Annotated in this window: 14 protein-coding genes; 5 read left to right on the forward strand and 9 right to left on the reverse strand. The window is 72.8% G+C overall.

Translation table 11 applies throughout. The features are described 5' to 3' along the window. Positions 1 to 20: 20 nt before the first annotated feature. Positions 21 to 908 carry a LysR family transcriptional regulator gene (locus tag ACQEUU_RS09525; protein WP_433063068.1) on the reverse strand — a complete coding sequence of 296 codons (888 nt, stop codon included), beginning with the start codon at positions 906 to 908 and terminating at the stop codon, positions 21 to 23. A gap of 109 nt (positions 909 to 1,017) precedes the next feature. On the opposite strand from ACQEUU_RS09525, the gene ACQEUU_RS09530 reads away from it, so the two are divergent. Further along, complete coding sequence (locus ACQEUU_RS09530) at positions 1,018 to 1,551, forward strand: cysteine dioxygenase (protein WP_433063071.1); 534 nt, start codon at positions 1,018 to 1,020, stop codon at positions 1,549 to 1,551. On the opposite strand, the gene ACQEUU_RS09535 is transcribed toward ACQEUU_RS09530, so the two are convergent. Together ACQEUU_RS09535 and ACQEUU_RS09540 are read right to left on the reverse strand one after the other, a co-directional pair. Then, positions 1,535 to 2,185: an alpha/beta fold hydrolase gene (locus ACQEUU_RS09535; RefSeq protein WP_433063074.1), complete on the reverse strand. Its 651-nt coding sequence runs from the start codon at positions 2,183 to 2,185 to the stop codon at positions 1,535 to 1,537. The two genes, ACQEUU_RS09530 and ACQEUU_RS09535, sit on opposite strands and share 17 nt — an antisense overlap. Next, positions 2,185 to 2,670 (reverse strand): pyridoxamine 5'-phosphate oxidase family protein, encoded by a 486-nt coding sequence (locus ACQEUU_RS09540; protein WP_433063077.1) that lies wholly within the window; start codon positions 2,668 to 2,670, stop codon positions 2,185 to 2,187. The genes ACQEUU_RS09535 and ACQEUU_RS09540 overlap by 1 nt, the downstream gene beginning before the upstream one ends. Positions 2,671 to 2,738: 68 nt before the next feature. Between ACQEUU_RS09540 and ACQEUU_RS09545 the strand changes: the two genes are divergently transcribed. After that, positions 2,739 to 3,371, forward strand: coding sequence for a winged helix-turn-helix transcriptional regulator (locus tag ACQEUU_RS09545; RefSeq protein WP_433063080.1), 633 nt, complete (start codon positions 2,739 to 2,741; stop codon positions 3,369 to 3,371). Between the two features lie 48 nt (positions 3,372 to 3,419). Here the strand turns inward: ACQEUU_RS09545 and ACQEUU_RS09550 are convergent, their stop codons facing one another. Next, a complete protein-coding gene (locus tag ACQEUU_RS09550; protein ID WP_433063083.1) occupies positions 3,420 to 4,760 on the reverse strand; it encodes a dipeptidase in 1,341 nt (446 codons plus the stop codon). A 248-nt stretch (positions 4,761 to 5,008) separates the two neighbouring features. On the opposite strand from ACQEUU_RS09550, the gene ACQEUU_RS09555 reads away from it, so the two are divergent. Both ACQEUU_RS09555 and ald read left to right on the forward strand, forming a co-directional pair. Continuing rightward, positions 5,009 to 6,394 (forward strand): aspartate aminotransferase family protein, encoded by a 1,386-nt coding sequence (locus ACQEUU_RS09555; protein WP_433063085.1) that lies wholly within the window; start codon positions 5,009 to 5,011, stop codon positions 6,392 to 6,394. A gap of 67 nt (positions 6,395 to 6,461) precedes the next feature. Further along, positions 6,462 to 7,577, forward strand: coding sequence for an alanine dehydrogenase (ald, locus tag ACQEUU_RS09560; RefSeq protein ID WP_433063087.1), 1,116 nt, complete (start codon positions 6,462 to 6,464; stop codon positions 7,575 to 7,577). Between the two features lie 28 nt (positions 7,578 to 7,605). Here the strand turns inward: ald and ACQEUU_RS09565 are convergent, their stop codons facing one another. Together ACQEUU_RS09565 and ACQEUU_RS09570 are read right to left on the reverse strand one after the other, a co-directional pair. After that, positions 7,606 to 8,988 (reverse strand): tetratricopeptide repeat protein, encoded by a 1,383-nt coding sequence (locus tag ACQEUU_RS09565; protein WP_433063090.1) that lies wholly within the window; start codon positions 8,986 to 8,988, stop codon positions 7,606 to 7,608. 99 nt (positions 8,989 to 9,087) lie between these two features. After that, entirely contained in the window at positions 9,088 to 9,960 is an 873-nt protein-coding gene (locus tag ACQEUU_RS09570; protein ID WP_433063092.1) for an urease accessory protein UreH domain-containing protein, read from the reverse strand. Between the two features lie 335 nt (positions 9,961 to 10,295). On the opposite strand from ACQEUU_RS09570, the gene ACQEUU_RS09575 reads away from it, so the two are divergent. Beyond that, the gene (locus ACQEUU_RS09575; RefSeq protein ID WP_433063095.1) at positions 10,296 to 10,718 is read left to right on the forward strand and encodes a hypothetical protein; all 423 of its coding nucleotides are present in this window, start codon (positions 10,296 to 10,298) and stop codon (positions 10,716 to 10,718) included. Between the two features lie 23 nt (positions 10,719 to 10,741). Here the strand turns inward: ACQEUU_RS09575 and ACQEUU_RS09580 are convergent, their stop codons facing one another. From ACQEUU_RS09580 to ACQEUU_RS09590, 3 genes are all read right to left on the reverse strand, one after another. Beyond that, positions 10,742 to 11,095, reverse strand: a complete 354-nt coding sequence (locus tag ACQEUU_RS09580; RefSeq protein WP_433063098.1) for a VOC family protein — start codon at positions 11,093 to 11,095, stop codon at positions 10,742 to 10,744. A 97-nt stretch (positions 11,096 to 11,192) separates the two neighbouring features. Then, complete coding sequence (locus ACQEUU_RS09585; protein WP_433063100.1) at positions 11,193 to 11,840, reverse strand: response regulator; 648 nt, start codon at positions 11,838 to 11,840, stop codon at positions 11,193 to 11,195. Beyond that, positions 11,837 to 12,946 (reverse strand): sensor histidine kinase, encoded by a 1,110-nt coding sequence (locus tag ACQEUU_RS09590; RefSeq protein WP_433063103.1) that lies wholly within the window; start codon positions 12,944 to 12,946, stop codon positions 11,837 to 11,839. The genes ACQEUU_RS09585 and ACQEUU_RS09590 overlap by 4 nt, the downstream gene beginning before the upstream one ends. Positions 12,947 to 13,002: the final 56 nt, after the last annotated feature.

Below are 13,002 nucleotides of genomic sequence, written 5' to 3' on the forward strand. Positions count from 1 at the left end.
GGTCATCGTATGAGGGGCCGTCAAAGGCTTTTCCGCAGGGCGGTGAGCAGCGCCTCGGTGGCTGGAGGGTGCGGCGGGCGGCCGTAGACGGCGGCGTACACGTGCCGGGTGGAGCCGGGGATGCGGCGCGCGGTCACGGCGGGATGGCGGTGCGCGCGCAGCGCCAGCCCTGGCAGGACGGTGATGCCGATCCCGGCCGCGACCAGCGCCTGCACGGCCACGATGTCGTCGCTGGTGAAGGAGATGCGCGGCTCGAACCCGGCCTTGTCGCACATGTCGAGCAGGTGGCTCCGGCACCGGTCGCATCCCGCGATCCACGAGGCTTCGGTGTAAGCGGTGAGTTCGGCCTCCTCGGCCGCCGGAGGATCACCCCGGGCGTCGCCCGGGGTGATCAGGTAGCTCGGGTCGTCCCACAGGTGGATCATCTGGATCCCGGGGTCCTCCGGCGCCGTGTCGTCGTACCGGAACATGACCGCGACGTCCGTCCGCCCGGCGCGGAGCAGCCGGAGAGCCTCGGGCGGTTCGGTCTCGGTGAGTTCGAGCCGCAGCCGGGGGTGCGCCCTCCGGAGCAGGGCCGCGGCCTCGGGGACGAACGTGCCGAGCGCCGAGGGGAAGGCCGAGAGCCGCACCCGGCCCGACTGGAGCCCGACGTGCGCGGCCAGCTCCTCGGCGGCCGCGTCGAGCCGTCCGACGATGTCGCTCGCCCGCTCGGCCAGCAGCTTGCCCGCCTCGGTCAGCCGGATGCCGCGCCCCGCCCGCTGGATCAGCTTGGCGCCGGTCTCGGCCTCCAGCCGGGCCAGGTGGTGGCTGACGGACGGCTGCGCGTAGTGGAGCTCGCGGGCGGCCGCGGTGAGCGAGCCGGTGCGGGCGACGGCGAGCAGGACGCGGAGCCGGGTGACATCCAGCATTCATCAATCGTATCTATGGGTCGGTACGAATACTTCTGTTGGACCTATCAATGCGCGATGGCGCACGGTAGGAGAGGGAGCCGCTTTTCCCCTAGGAGCTGGAGGCGTCATGGACACCGTCACGATCGCGCGGCCGGGCCTGGCCGAGCTGGTGGAGAGGGTGGGCGCGGTGGCCGCCCGCCGCCTGCCCGCCAGGGAGACCGCCTTCGCGGTCGCCGACCTGCTGCGCGAGCGGCTGCCCGGCCTGGACATCCTGACCGAGGAGGAGCGGCTGGGCGACCCGGACACGTACGTGTCGCTGGTGCTGCACGCGCAGGACGAGTTCTCGATCGTCGCCGTGGTCTGGCGTCCCGGCCAGGAGACCGTCATCCACGACCATGTCTCGTGGTGCGCGTTCGCCGTGCTCAGCGGCAACGAGCACGAGACCCTCTACCGGGACGAGGGCGACCGCCTGGTGGAGATCGGCCGCGCCGACAACCGGCCGGGTGACGTCAGCGGCTTCGCCCCTCCGGGCGACATCCACAAGGTGCGCAACACCAGCTCGGAGACCGGGGTGTCGATCCACGTGTACGGTGCGGACGTCGGCAGGCTGGGCAGCAGCGTCCGCCGGGTGTACGAGCTCCCCGTCACAGGTAGCCGATGAGCCTGTCGGCCAGTTCCTCCGGCCGGGACAGCATGACGCTGTGGCTGCCGCCGATCTCGTCCGGCTCGACGCCCAGCCGCTCGCGCACCATCGGCCGGACGAACTCCGGCGGGAACCACCGGTCGTCCCGGCACAGCAGGTAGCGGGTCGGCACGTCCGGCCACCTGTCCAGCGGCCACGGCTCGACCAGCGCCTTCTCGGCGTGTTCGCGCCCGTGCCGCAGCGCCTCGGCCGCGAGGTCGGCCGGCACGTCATGCATGAACCGGGCGATCGGGTCGTCGATGTCCACCTCGCCGAACCCGGTCGCCTCCCACCAGTCGGCGGGCGCCTCCCCGGGCTTCGGCACCATGCCGGCCAGCAGCACCAGAAGCTCGGCCTCGGCCCGGTGGCAGACGATCGGCGCGACGAACCCGCCCCACGAATGGCCCACGACGACGAGGTCGTCCAGATGCCCGACGTTCTTGAGCACGTCGGCGACCACGTGGTCCGCGTGGTCGGTGAGCCCGGCGTCCGGGTCGTCGAGCGGCAGGTCCACGGCCACCGTCCGGTGACCGCGTCCGCGCAGGCAGGCCTCCAGCGGGCGCCACGCCCAGGAGGTCCCGCCGCCCCCGTGGATCAGGGCGAACGTCGCCATCACGACCCCGCGGGCATCTGGCCGGGCAGGCGGGTCTGGAAGTCCAGCACGCCGACCCAGGCCGGCCGGACGGCGATGCGCGCCATGCGGACGCCGGGCCGGTCGGCCTCGGCCACGTTCTTCGCGCCCTGCTCGGGGCCCGCGTAGCGGTGGTGGGCGAGCGCGTACTCCGGCACGATGCCGTCGACGTCGGTCACCTCGGCCCGGCCGCGGATGAGCAGCACCTCGGGCGGGGTGGCCGTGGTGTCGACGGTGATGGCGACCTCCGGCCTGGCCCGCAGCGCTTTGATCTTGGCGGCGCCGGCGAACGTGGCCATGACGAGCTCCTCGCCGTCCCAGTGGAACAGCGTGGGGTAGAGGCGCGGGGTCCCGTCGGCGGCGACGTAGGCCACGCGGGCCAGCTCCTTCGAGCCGAGCAGTTTGCGGGCGGTCGGGTGCTCGAGCAGCCGGACGTCTCCCTGTGGAAGGGTGTCCAGAGCGTTCATGGGGCAGCTCCTGTCCTGAGGTTGGTCCTAAACTAGGACCAAGAAGTACTCATTCGCAAGGATTTTCGATGCGGACCTACGACGACCCGTGCGGCGTCGCCCGCGCCCTCGACCACATCGGGGAGCGGTGGGCGCTGCTGATCGTGCGCGAGCTGCTGCTGGGCCCCAAGCGCTTCACGGACCTGCGCGACGGCCTGCCCGGCGCGAGCCAGAACGTGCTCTCCCAGCGGCTGCGCGAGATGGAGGAGTCGGGCGTCCTGCGCCGCCGCAGGCTGCCGCCGCCCGCCGCGAGCCAGGTGTACGAGCTGACGGACCGGGGGCGTGAGCTGGAGCCGGTGGTGCTGGCGCTGGCCCGGTGGGGCAGCAGGATGCCGTTCACCTCGTCCCGGCCGCTGAGCGTCGACGCCCTCATGCAGGCCCTGAAGTCGGTGTTCGACCCCGAGGCGGCGGCCGGCTTCTCGTGCCGGGTCGAGCTGCGGCTCGGCGAGCCGAGCTTCCTGGCGACGGTGTCGGACGGGAGCTTCGCCCTGGCCAGGACGGCGGAGGGGGAGAGCGCGCAGGCCGTCCTGCACGCCGGTCCCGAGGCCCTGCGCGACGTGGTGTTCCTGGGCGTCCCCGCCGACACGCTGCGCATCGACGGCGACCGGGCCGTGGCCGAACGCTTCCTCCGGCTCTTCCCCCGCCCGGAGGCGCACGCCTGACGTGCGAGGAGGCCGCCCCCGCGCGCGCGAGGGCGACCTGCCCGCGGGCTACGACTGCGCCAGCTCCTGGAGGAAGAGCGCCTCGGCGGTCGCCACCCGGCGCAGCTCCTCCAGGTCGACCCGCTCGTTGGGCGCGTGGCAGGCGGCGTCCTCGTCCTCCGCGCCGAACAGCAGGATCTCCGCCGCAGGGAACTGCTTGAGCAGCGTGTTGACCAGCGGGATCGAGCCGCCCGCGCCCACGTCGCGGGGCGGCCGGCCGAAGGCCCGCTCCATCGCCCTGTTGAGCGCGGCGCGCGCCTTGCCGCCCGAGTCGGCCTGGAAGCCCGAGCCGACGGTGAGGTCGCCGAACGACACCCGCACGCCCCACGGCGCCACCTGCCGCAGGAACTCCGCGACGGCGTCGACCGTGGTCTTCGGGTCGCCCGCCGGGGGCACCCGCACGGTCACCCTGGCCCGCGCGACCGGCTGCACGGCGTTGATCGCCCCCGACACCGACGGCACGTCCAGCCCCGTCACGGTGATCGCGTACGAGGACCACAGGCGGTCGGCCAGCGAGCCGGAGCCGACCAGCGACACGCCGTCGAGCACGCCCGCGGTCTTGCGGAACTCCTCCTCCGTGGGCCCCTGCCCGAGGAAGGAGCCGCGCGGCAGGCCCGGCACCCGGACGTCGCCGTTGTCGTCGTGCAGCGCGGCGCACATGCGCATCAGCGCCGCCAGCGCGTCGGGCGCGGCGCCGCCGAACGAACCGCTGTGGACGGCCTCGCGGAGCGTGCGCACCTCCATGGTGAAGGCCGCCAGGCCGCGCAGCGACGTCGTCACCGCCGGGTCGCCGACGCGCGGGTTGCCGGTGTCGGCCACCACGACCGCGTCGGCCCGCAGCAGCTCGGGGTTGCGCTCGACGAACGCCTCCAGCCGCTCGCCCGCGTACTCCTCCTGGCCCTCGACGATGACCTTGACGCCGACGGGGAAGCGGCCCTGGAAGACGCGGAGCGCGGCGACGTGCGACAGGACGCCGGACTTGTCGTCGGCCGTGCCGCGGCCGTAAAGCTTGCCGTCGATGAGCGTGGGCTCGAACGGGGGCGTGCGCCAGGCGGCCGGGTCGCCCGCGGGCTGCACGTCGTAGTGCGCGTACAGGAGGACGGTCGGCATGCCGGGCGGTGCGGGCGCCTCGGCGTACACCGCCGGGAAGCTGCCCTCGACCGGGACGCGCTGCACACGCGGCAGGCCGGTGCTGCGCAGCAGCTCCTCCACCATGGCCGCGGCGGCGTGCACGGGTTCCTCGGGATGCCCGGGGAAGGCCACCGACGGGATGGCGGCCAGGCGCCTGAGCTCCTCGACGGTCTGCGGCATGGCGGCCGCGACGGCGCTCTCGATCTGGTCAGGAGTCACGGGAAGGTCCCCCGGGGGTCGTTCTCGATGGTGGGTGTTCCCCCAAAGCCTACTGAGGCGACCGCGGTCCCCAGGCGAGAGTCCCGCCGAGGGGCAGTCGATCGTCAAGGCACTGCGGATTTCGTAGTCGTTACAGAAAAGTTCTGCGGATCCCTGGTCTTGATAGTTTGGTTACGACGCAATCCCTTGGCAAAGTGGCTGGTGAGGCGGCACACTGGTGTGCAGCTCGACACAAGGGATAGATACACATGACGCAGCCTGAACGCGACGTCCTGAAGGCCGCGCAGGACAACCTGTGGTTGCACTTCACCAGGCACAGCACCTACCAGAAGTCCGAGGTGCCCACCATCGTCCGCGGTGAGGGCGCCTACATCTACGACATCCACGGCAAGCGCTACCTCGACGGTCTGGCGGGGCTCTTCGTCGTCCAGGTCGGTCACGGACGCGGCGAGCTGGCCGAGGCCGCCGCCAAGCAGGCGCAGGAGCTGGCGTTCTTCCCGCTGTGGTCGTACGCGCACCCCAAGGCCGCGGAGCTGGCCCAGCGCCTGGCGAGCCTCGCGCCCGGCGACCTCAACCGCGTGTTCTTCACCACCGGCGGCGGCGAGGCCGTCGAGAGCGCCTGGAAGCTCGCCAAGCAGTACTACAAGCTCATCGGCAAGCCGCTCAAGCACAAGGTGATCAGCCGTCAGATCGCCTACCACGGCACCCCGCAGGGCGCCCTGTCGATCACCGGCATCCCCGCGTTCAAGCAGATGTTCGAGCCGCTCGTGCCCGGCTCGGTGCGGGTGCCCAACACCAACCACTACCGCGCCGACGAGATCACCGGCGTCCCCGGCATGACCCCCGAGGAGTACGGCTTCTGGGCGGCCGAGCGGGTGGCCCGCGCCATCGAGATGGAGGGCCCCGACACGGTGGCCGCCGTCTTCGCCGAGCCGGTGCAGAACGCCGGCGGCTGCTTCCCGCCCCCGCCCGGCTACTGGCAGCGGCTGCGCGAGATCTGCGACGAGTACGACGTGCTGCTCGTCTCCGACGAGGTCATCTGCGCCTTCGGCCGCCTCGGCACCATGTTCGGCGGCGAGAAGTTCGACTACGTGCCGGACATCATCACCTGCGCCAAGGGCATGACCAGCGGCTACGCGCCGATCGGCGCGATGATCGCGCACGACCGGCTGTTCGAGCCGTTCAAGAACGGCGAGGAGATGTTCGCCCACGGCTACACCTTCGGCGGGCACCCGGTCTCGGCCGCCGTCGCGCTGGCCAACCTCGACATCTTCGAGCGCGAGGACCTGCTCGGCCACGTCACCGCGAACGAGCCGCTGTTCCGGGCCACGCTGGAGAGCCTCAAGGAGGAGCTGCCCATCGTCGGCGACGTGCGCGGCTCGGGCTACTTCTGGGGCATCGAGCTGGTCAAGGACCGCGACACCAAGGAGACGTTCAGCGCCGAGGAGTCCGAGCGGCTGCTGCGCGGGTTCCTGTCGCAGGCGCTGTTCGAGGCCGGCCTCTACTGCCGCGCCGACGACCGCGGCGACCCGGTCATCCAGCTCGCGCCGCCGCTGATCGCCGGGCCGAAGGAGTTCGAGGAGATCGGCGGCATCCTGCGAAGCGTGCTGAAGGAAGCGTGGGCACGCCTCTGAACGACAAGATATCCGGTACGGGATCCCGTACCGGATATTTTTTTCTCTGAAGCAAGGAGCACCACCCATGAAGATCGGCGTGCCTGCCGAGGTCAAGAACCACGAATACCGCGTCGCCGTCACCCCCGCCGGCGTGCACGAGCTGGTCGGCCGCGGCCATGACGTCACCGTCCAGCGCGGCGCGGGCGAGGGCTCGCACATCCCGGACGAGGAGTATCTCGCCGCCGGCGCCAAGATCCGCGACGACGCCGACCAGGTGTGGGCCGAGGCCGACCTGGTGCTGAAGGTGAAGGAGCCGGTCGCGGAGGAGTACCACCGGCTGCGCGAGGGCCTCGTCCTGTTCACCTACCTGCACCTGGCCGCCTCCCGCGCCTGCACCGACGCGCTGCTGTCCGCCCGCACCACCGCCGTCGCGTACGAGACCGTGCAGGTCAACGGGGCGCTGCCGCTGCTCGCGCCGATGTCGGAGGTCGCGGGCCGGCTGGCGCCGCAGGTGGGCGCCTACAACCTGATGCGGTTCAACGGCGGGCGCGGCGTGCTGCCCGGCGGCGTGCCCGGCGTCGCCCCCGCCAAGGTCGTCGTCATCGGCGGCGGCGTCTCCGGCCTGAACGCGGCGCAGATCGCCGTCGGCATGGGCGCCGAGGTCACCGTGCTCGACACCAACGTCGACCGGCTGCGCCAGATCGACGCCGTCTACCAGGGCCGGCTCAAGACCCTGGTGTCGAACGCGTACGCGATCGAGCGGGAGGTGCTCACCGCCGACCTGGTCATCGGCGCGGTGCTCATCCCCGGCGCCAAGGCCCCGACACTGGTCTCCAACGACCTCGTCGCCCGCATGAAGCCCGGCTCGGTGCTCGTCGACATCGCCATCGACCAGGGCGGCTGCTTCGCCGACTCACGGCCGACCACGCACGCCCAGCCGACCTACGAGGTGCACGGCTCGGTGTTCTACTGCGTGGCCAACATGCCGGGGTCGGTGCCCCACACGTCCACCTACGCGCTCACCAACGCCACGCTCCCGTACGCGGTCAAACTGGCCGACCAGGGCTGGAAGGACGCGCTGCGGGGCGACGCCGGCCTCGCGGGCGGCCTCAACACCCACGACGGCGCGCTCACCAACGAGCCCGTCGCCCGGGCGCTCCGTCTGGCCCACACGCCGGTGGAGGAGGTTCTGGCCGCCTAGCGCTCAGCCGCGATCCCGCCCGTCCGGGTCATTCCCGGGCGGCGCCGGAGAGCCCCAGCCGGTGGCGCAGCTCACGCGCCGTCGCCAGCACGTGCTCGACCTCAGCCGGGCTGGGCCACGGGGCGCTGCCGGGGCGCAGCAGCGTGCCGCGCACCGACGCCAGGTGCTCCACCGCGCTCGTGTGCAGCCCGCTCCGCGTCACCAGCCACGGGATCACCTCGCCGTGGTCGAGCAGCGGCCTGGTCACCAGGTCCCAGGTGGCGAGGATCTCCGTCAGCTCCGCCACCCCCAGCGCCGGCCCGCCCCTGCGGTCGGTCGCCAGCGCGGCCAGCTCGGCCCGGGCGGCCAGCTCCGGCTCCGCCGGCCGGTCCCAGACGGGCGGCGGCGGACCGGTCAGCCACTCCTGCGCCTCGCCGTCACGCCCCGCCGCCGACAGCAGCCCGGCCAGCTCCAGCGCCGCCCGGTGGTGCCCCGCCAGCGCCGCCTGCCTGAACCAGTGCTGGCCGCCCTTCAGGTCGCCGAACTCGGCGATCAGCAGCAGCCCGAAGTTGAACGCCGACTCCGGGTCGCCGGCCGCCGCCCCCCTGCCGAACCAGTGACTGGCCCCCTTGGCGTCACCCAGCTCCACGCAGACGAACCCGGCCATCCGCTGGCTCTCCAGCCGCCCCGCGTACGCCGCCCGCTCGTACCAGCCTCTGGCGGTGCGCAGGTCGCGGCGGGCCAGCGCGATGGCGCCCAGCTGCGCCGCCGCGCCCGGATGCTCGCTCTTGGCGGCCAGCCGGTAGTAGGACTCGGCGCCTTCGGGGTCGCGCCCGGCCCGCAGGAACAGCCCCAGACAGTAGGCGGCGCCTGCGTGGCCCGCCCGGCAGGCCGTCTCCCACCAGCGCACGGTCTCCTCGTCCTGGCCCGCGGAGTAGGCCAGGAAGCCCAGGTCGTGCGCCGACGCGGCGTCACCGTCCGCCGCCGCCCGCCGGTGCCACTCGCGCGCCGCCGCGGGCTCACCGGCGTCCTCGCAGATCAGCGCCAGCTTGCGCGCCGCCGCCCGGTTGCCCTCGCGGGCCGCGCGCTCGTACCAGAACCTGGCCCTGCCGGGGTCGCCGCGCTGCTCCAGCAGCAGCGTGGCCAGGTTGACCGCCGCCTCGGAGTCGCCCGCCGCCGCCGCCCGTTCGTACCAGCCGAGCGCCTCGTCGAGCGTGCCGTGCTTCTCGTGCCACAGGCCCAGGTTGTAGGCGCTGTCGACGTTGCCGGCCCCGGCCGCGGACTCCCACCAGTGGCGGGCCGCGCCACGGTCGCCGCGCTGGGCGTAGAGCCTGCCGAGCCGGTGCGCGGCCCGGGCGTCGCCCTCCCGCGCGGCCATCAGGAGCTCGGCCTCGTCGCCCACCCGGGGCGCCGGAACGGCCGGCCTCGTCATGTCACCTTGCCAGAGCATGCGAGAAAGGGTGGCATGTGATCGCCCGATCGCGAACCGTAATCGCCGAGCGGCCCGGCAGCATTTACCCGCTCCCGCCTCCTACTCCGCGGAGAACGTGATGAATCCGGTGTACATCCCCATGCCGCAGGCGTAGCGGAGGGTGCCCGGCGGCTGCGGCGGCAGCCGTACGGTCGCGGGCAGCGCCAGGTCGCGCCCGGCGAAGGCCACGGTGTCGGTGCAGCCCCGGTCGACCCGCTTGAACACCACCTCGACCGGCACCCCGGCGGGCGCCCGCACCGCCGCCGGCCGGTAGCCGTCGCGCAGCGCCCAGATGGTCACCACAGGGCTCCGGTCGCCCGCGGTGGCGGTGGCCGTGGCGGGCAGCCAGCCGCCGAGGTTGATCCCCGCCCCGATCGTCCACAGCCCCGTGGCGGCGGCCAGCACCGCCGCCGCCTTCACCAGCCTCGTACGGGTGACGCGCCGCAGCAGCCAGCCCAGCAGGCCCAGCGCCGGCGCGGTGCCGAGCACGAACCCGGCCATCACCGCCGCCCCCGACAGCGGCGAACCGCTGGAGATCGCTATCAGCTCCATGCCGATCGTGACCCCGCACGGCACCAGGATCGTGGCGGCGCCCAGCAGCGGCGGGCCGAGACCGCCGAAAGCGCGCCGGGGCGGCTCGCACCCGGGGCGGCGGTAGAGCCTGACCGCGAACGCGACCACCATGAGGCCCGCCGCCACCAGCAGCACCGCCCGCGCCTGCGGCGGCGGCTTCACCGCCGACCCCGCCAGCCCGAGCAGCGCGCCCACCACGGTGTACGACAGCAGCCGCCCCGTCAGGAACCACCCCAGCACGGTCCGGTCACGCTCCCCGGTCAGCCCGACGAGCAGACCCCCCTGCACCGCCGTGCACGACGCGGTCCCCGCCAGCAGCCCGGCCACGAGCCCGCTGCCGAACAGGGCCGCCGCCTGCATCCTCGTCCTCTCCGCCGAAGGGTCTCACACGGAGGGTAACGGCCCTTTCCGATCGCTACCAGTGACAGTTCGTTTACTCCAGGCGCTGCATCGCGCGTGAGGTACCTAGGTACCAAGGCGCTAGGCGCGATCTCGCGTGCGGTTCCCTACGTGACGGCCACGAGCACGCCGCCGACTTCCCGAGCTTCCGCCTCGGCGTCCAGATCAGGGCCGACGACGGCAACGAGACCCATGCGGCGATCCGCAACACCGGCTCGGTGCCGGCGAAGATGGTGCTTCCGCGTACGGTTCCGTACGTCCGAGGACGGATGTCCCCTGCACCCTGGAGGGTGGGCATGGACTGGCAGACGTGGCACGACGACTACGATCTTCCCGGCTCTCCGCTGGCGCGGCGGCTGCGCGTGGTCCAGGAGCGGGTGGAGGCGGTGCTCGACACCTGCGCCCCGGGTCCGGTGAAGGTGATCAGCCTCTGTGCCGGTCAGGGCCGTGACCTGCTCGGCGTCCTGGCCGGTCATCCACGCCGCGCCGACGTACGAGCGCGCCTGGTGGAGCTGGACCCGCGCAACGCCGCCGCCGCCCGGCAGGCCGCGGCGGCGGCCGGGCTGGACCAGGTCGAGGTGCTGACCGCCGACGCCGCGCGCATCGACTGGTGCCAGGGAATGGCGCCCGCCGACCTCGTACTCGCCTGCGGGATCTTCGGCAACGTCACCGACGAGGACATCCAGCGCACCGTCGATGTTCACCTTCGTCGACCGTGAACCGCACGCCCGGCCGTGAAGGTTCAGAAGACGCAGAATTCGTTGCCTTCGGGGTCGGCCAGCACCGTCCACTCCTCGCGCCGGTCCAGCACGACCGCACCCAGTCTGGCCAGCCGCTCGACCTCCGTCTCCCGGTCCTCGGCACGCAGGTCGAGATGGAGGCGGTTCTTCCCCGCCTTGCGCTCGGGGACCCGCTGGAACCACAGTCGCGGCGGGCCGCCCTCCAGCAGGACCGTGGGGTCGTTCTCCGGATTGTCGACCCCCGCGGCACGCAGCCTGGCCAGCTCGGCGTCGTCGTAGGGCGCCACCTCGTAGCCGTCGAGCGCGGCGGCCCAGAACCGGGCGAGTGAGGCGGGGTGCGCACAGTCGATCACCATGTCACGCAGTCTGGCCATCACGCCGGCAGCCCAGGGCGGGAGCGGTCGCCTAGCGGCGTCTCACGCGTCCAGCCCGTCGCGTCCGTCTGACAAGGCGTCACAGCCAGCCCGGTTTCACCAGCCCCGACTCGTACGCGACCACCACCAGCTGGGCCCGGTCCCTGGCGCGCAGTTTCATCATGGCGCGGCTCACGTGCGTCTTCGCCGTGGCCGGCGACATGAAGAGCTTGGCCGCGATCTCGTCGTTGGTCATGCCGCCGCCGACCAGGGTGAGGACCTCGCGTTCGCGGTCCGTGAGCTGGTCCAGGCCCTCGGCGGCCAGCGGCTCCTTGGCGCGCGAGGCGTACTCGGCGATCAGGCGGCGGGTCACGCTGGGCGACAGCAGCGCCTCGCCGGCCGCCACCACCCGGACCGCCTGGATCAGCTCGGCCGGCTCGGTGTCCTTGACCAGGAACCCGCTGGCGCCGCCGCGCAGCGCCTCGAACACGTACTCGTCCAGCTCGAACGTGGTCAGGATGATGATGCGCGGGCCCTCGGGCATCTGCCGGGTGGCGGTGAGGCCGTCCATGCCGGGCATGCGGATGTCCATCAGCACCACGTCGGGGCCGTGCTCGCCGGCCAGCCGGATCGCCTCCGCGCCGTCGGACGCCTCGGCGACCACGCTCATGTCGGGCTGGGCGTCGAGCAGGGCCTTGAACCCGGCCCGCACCAGGGCCTGGTCGTCGGCGAGCAGCACTTTGATCATCGGTTCTCCTCGGGGAGCGGCAGGCGGGCCGAGACCCGGAAACCGGTGCCGGACGGGCCGGCCACCAGTGTCCCGCCCAGCGCGGCGGCCCGCTCCCGCATGCCGGGGATGCCGTTGCCGCTGCCCTCCCCGGCCAGCACGGGCGGCGTGGTGGAGCCGTCGTCGGTGATCTCGATGCCCAGGCCGGAGGGCTCGTACGCGAGCCGGACCGTCACCGCCGCGCCGGGGGCGTGGCGGGAGGCGTTGGTGAGCGACTCCTGGACGATCCGGTAGGCGGCCCGTTCGACCTGCGGCGGCAGCGGGCGCGCGCCGGTGCGCTCCAGCTTCACGTCCAGCCCGGAGCGTTCGATCAGCTCGTCCAGGCGGTCGAGCCCGGCGGTGGGGGAGCGGGGCGCGCCCTCGCGCAGCACGTTCAGCACCGAGCGCATCTCGCCCAGCACCTCCTTGGAGGCGGTCTTGATGGTGGCCAGCGCGGTGCGGGCCTGTTGGGGGTTGTCGTCGATGAGGTGGAGCGCGGTGGCGGCCTGTACGTGGATGAGCGAGATGTTGTGGGCCAGCACGTCGTGGAGCTCCCGCGCCATGGTGAGCCGCTCCTCGCTGGCCTGCCGCCTGGTCTCCTCCTCGGCGGCCCGCTGCTGCTGGGCGCGCCGCTCCCTGACGATCCTGGTCAGCTCGGCCACCACCATCAGCAGCAGGACGAACGCCGTCACCGCCAGGTCGTGGAACAGCCCCGCGGGCTGCCCGGCCCGGATGTAGCCGTAGGTGATGAAGACCCCGATGGTCACGCCGGCCATGATCCACGCCGCGACCCGCAGGCCCCGGGTCACGAGGGAGAACAGCAGGATGATCGGGGAGAGGTAGACCGGCCCGTACGGGTAGCCGAGCCAGGTATAGACGTAGGTGGCCACGAGCGCGCCCGCCGCGACGCTGACCGGGAACCTGCGCCGCAGCAGCACGCCCACCGGCCCCACGAGCAGCAGCGCGACCGCCACCGCGTCGATCGGCTCCCGGAAGGGCTGCCCGTAGTACGCGCCGTACGAGAACACGACCTGGGTGACGGCCACCACCACCGCGTTGTACGGATCGAGCCCGAACTTCCTGCCCACGCCCCCACGCTAGGACCCCCGCGGCACCACCGCATCCACCTTCGGTCGCAGGGGGC

The sequence above is a fragment of the Nonomuraea sp. CA-218870 genome, from assembly GCF_050936535.1.
GTDB classification, from domain to species: domain Bacteria; phylum Actinomycetota; class Actinomycetes; order Streptosporangiales; family Streptosporangiaceae; genus Nonomuraea; species Nonomuraea corallina.

Excerpts from the sequence above, each read along its gene's own strand:
- ACQEUU_RS09525 (WP_433063068.1), bottom strand. The coding sequence starts at position 908 with ATGCTGGATGTCACCCGGCTCCGCGTCCTGCTCGCCGTCGCCCGCACC.
- ACQEUU_RS09530 (WP_433063071.1), top strand. The coding sequence starts at position 1,018 with ATGGACACCGTCACGATCGCGCGGCCGGGCCTGGCCGAGCTGGTGGAG.
- ACQEUU_RS09535 (WP_433063074.1), bottom strand. The coding sequence starts at position 2,185 with ATGGCGACGTTCGCCCTGATCCACGGGGGCGGCGGGACCTCCTGGGCG.
- ACQEUU_RS09540 (WP_433063077.1), bottom strand. The coding sequence starts at position 2,670 with ATGAACGCTCTGGACACCCTTCCACAGGGAGACGTCCGGCTGCTCGAG.
- ACQEUU_RS09545 (WP_433063080.1), top strand. The coding sequence starts at position 2,739 with ATGCGGACCTACGACGACCCGTGCGGCGTCGCCCGCGCCCTCGACCAC.
- ACQEUU_RS09555 (WP_433063085.1), top strand. The coding sequence starts at position 5,009 with ATGACGCAGCCTGAACGCGACGTCCTGAAGGCCGCGCAGGACAACCTG.
- ald (WP_433063087.1), top strand. The coding sequence starts at position 6,462 with ATGAAGATCGGCGTGCCTGCCGAGGTCAAGAACCACGAATACCGCGTC.
- ACQEUU_RS09565 (WP_433063090.1), bottom strand. The coding sequence starts at position 8,988 with ATGACGAGGCCGGCCGTTCCGGCGCCCCGGGTGGGCGACGAGGCCGAG.
- ACQEUU_RS09570 (WP_433063092.1), bottom strand. The coding sequence starts at position 9,960 with ATGCAGGCGGCGGCCCTGTTCGGCAGCGGGCTCGTGGCCGGGCTGCTG.
- ACQEUU_RS09575 (WP_433063095.1), top strand. The coding sequence starts at position 10,296 with ATGGACTGGCAGACGTGGCACGACGACTACGATCTTCCCGGCTCTCCG.
- ACQEUU_RS09580 (WP_433063098.1), bottom strand. The coding sequence starts at position 11,095 with ATGGTGATCGACTGTGCGCACCCCGCCTCACTCGCCCGGTTCTGGGCC.
- ACQEUU_RS09585 (WP_433063100.1), bottom strand. The coding sequence starts at position 11,840 with ATGATCAAAGTGCTGCTCGCCGACGACCAGGCCCTGGTGCGGGCCGGG.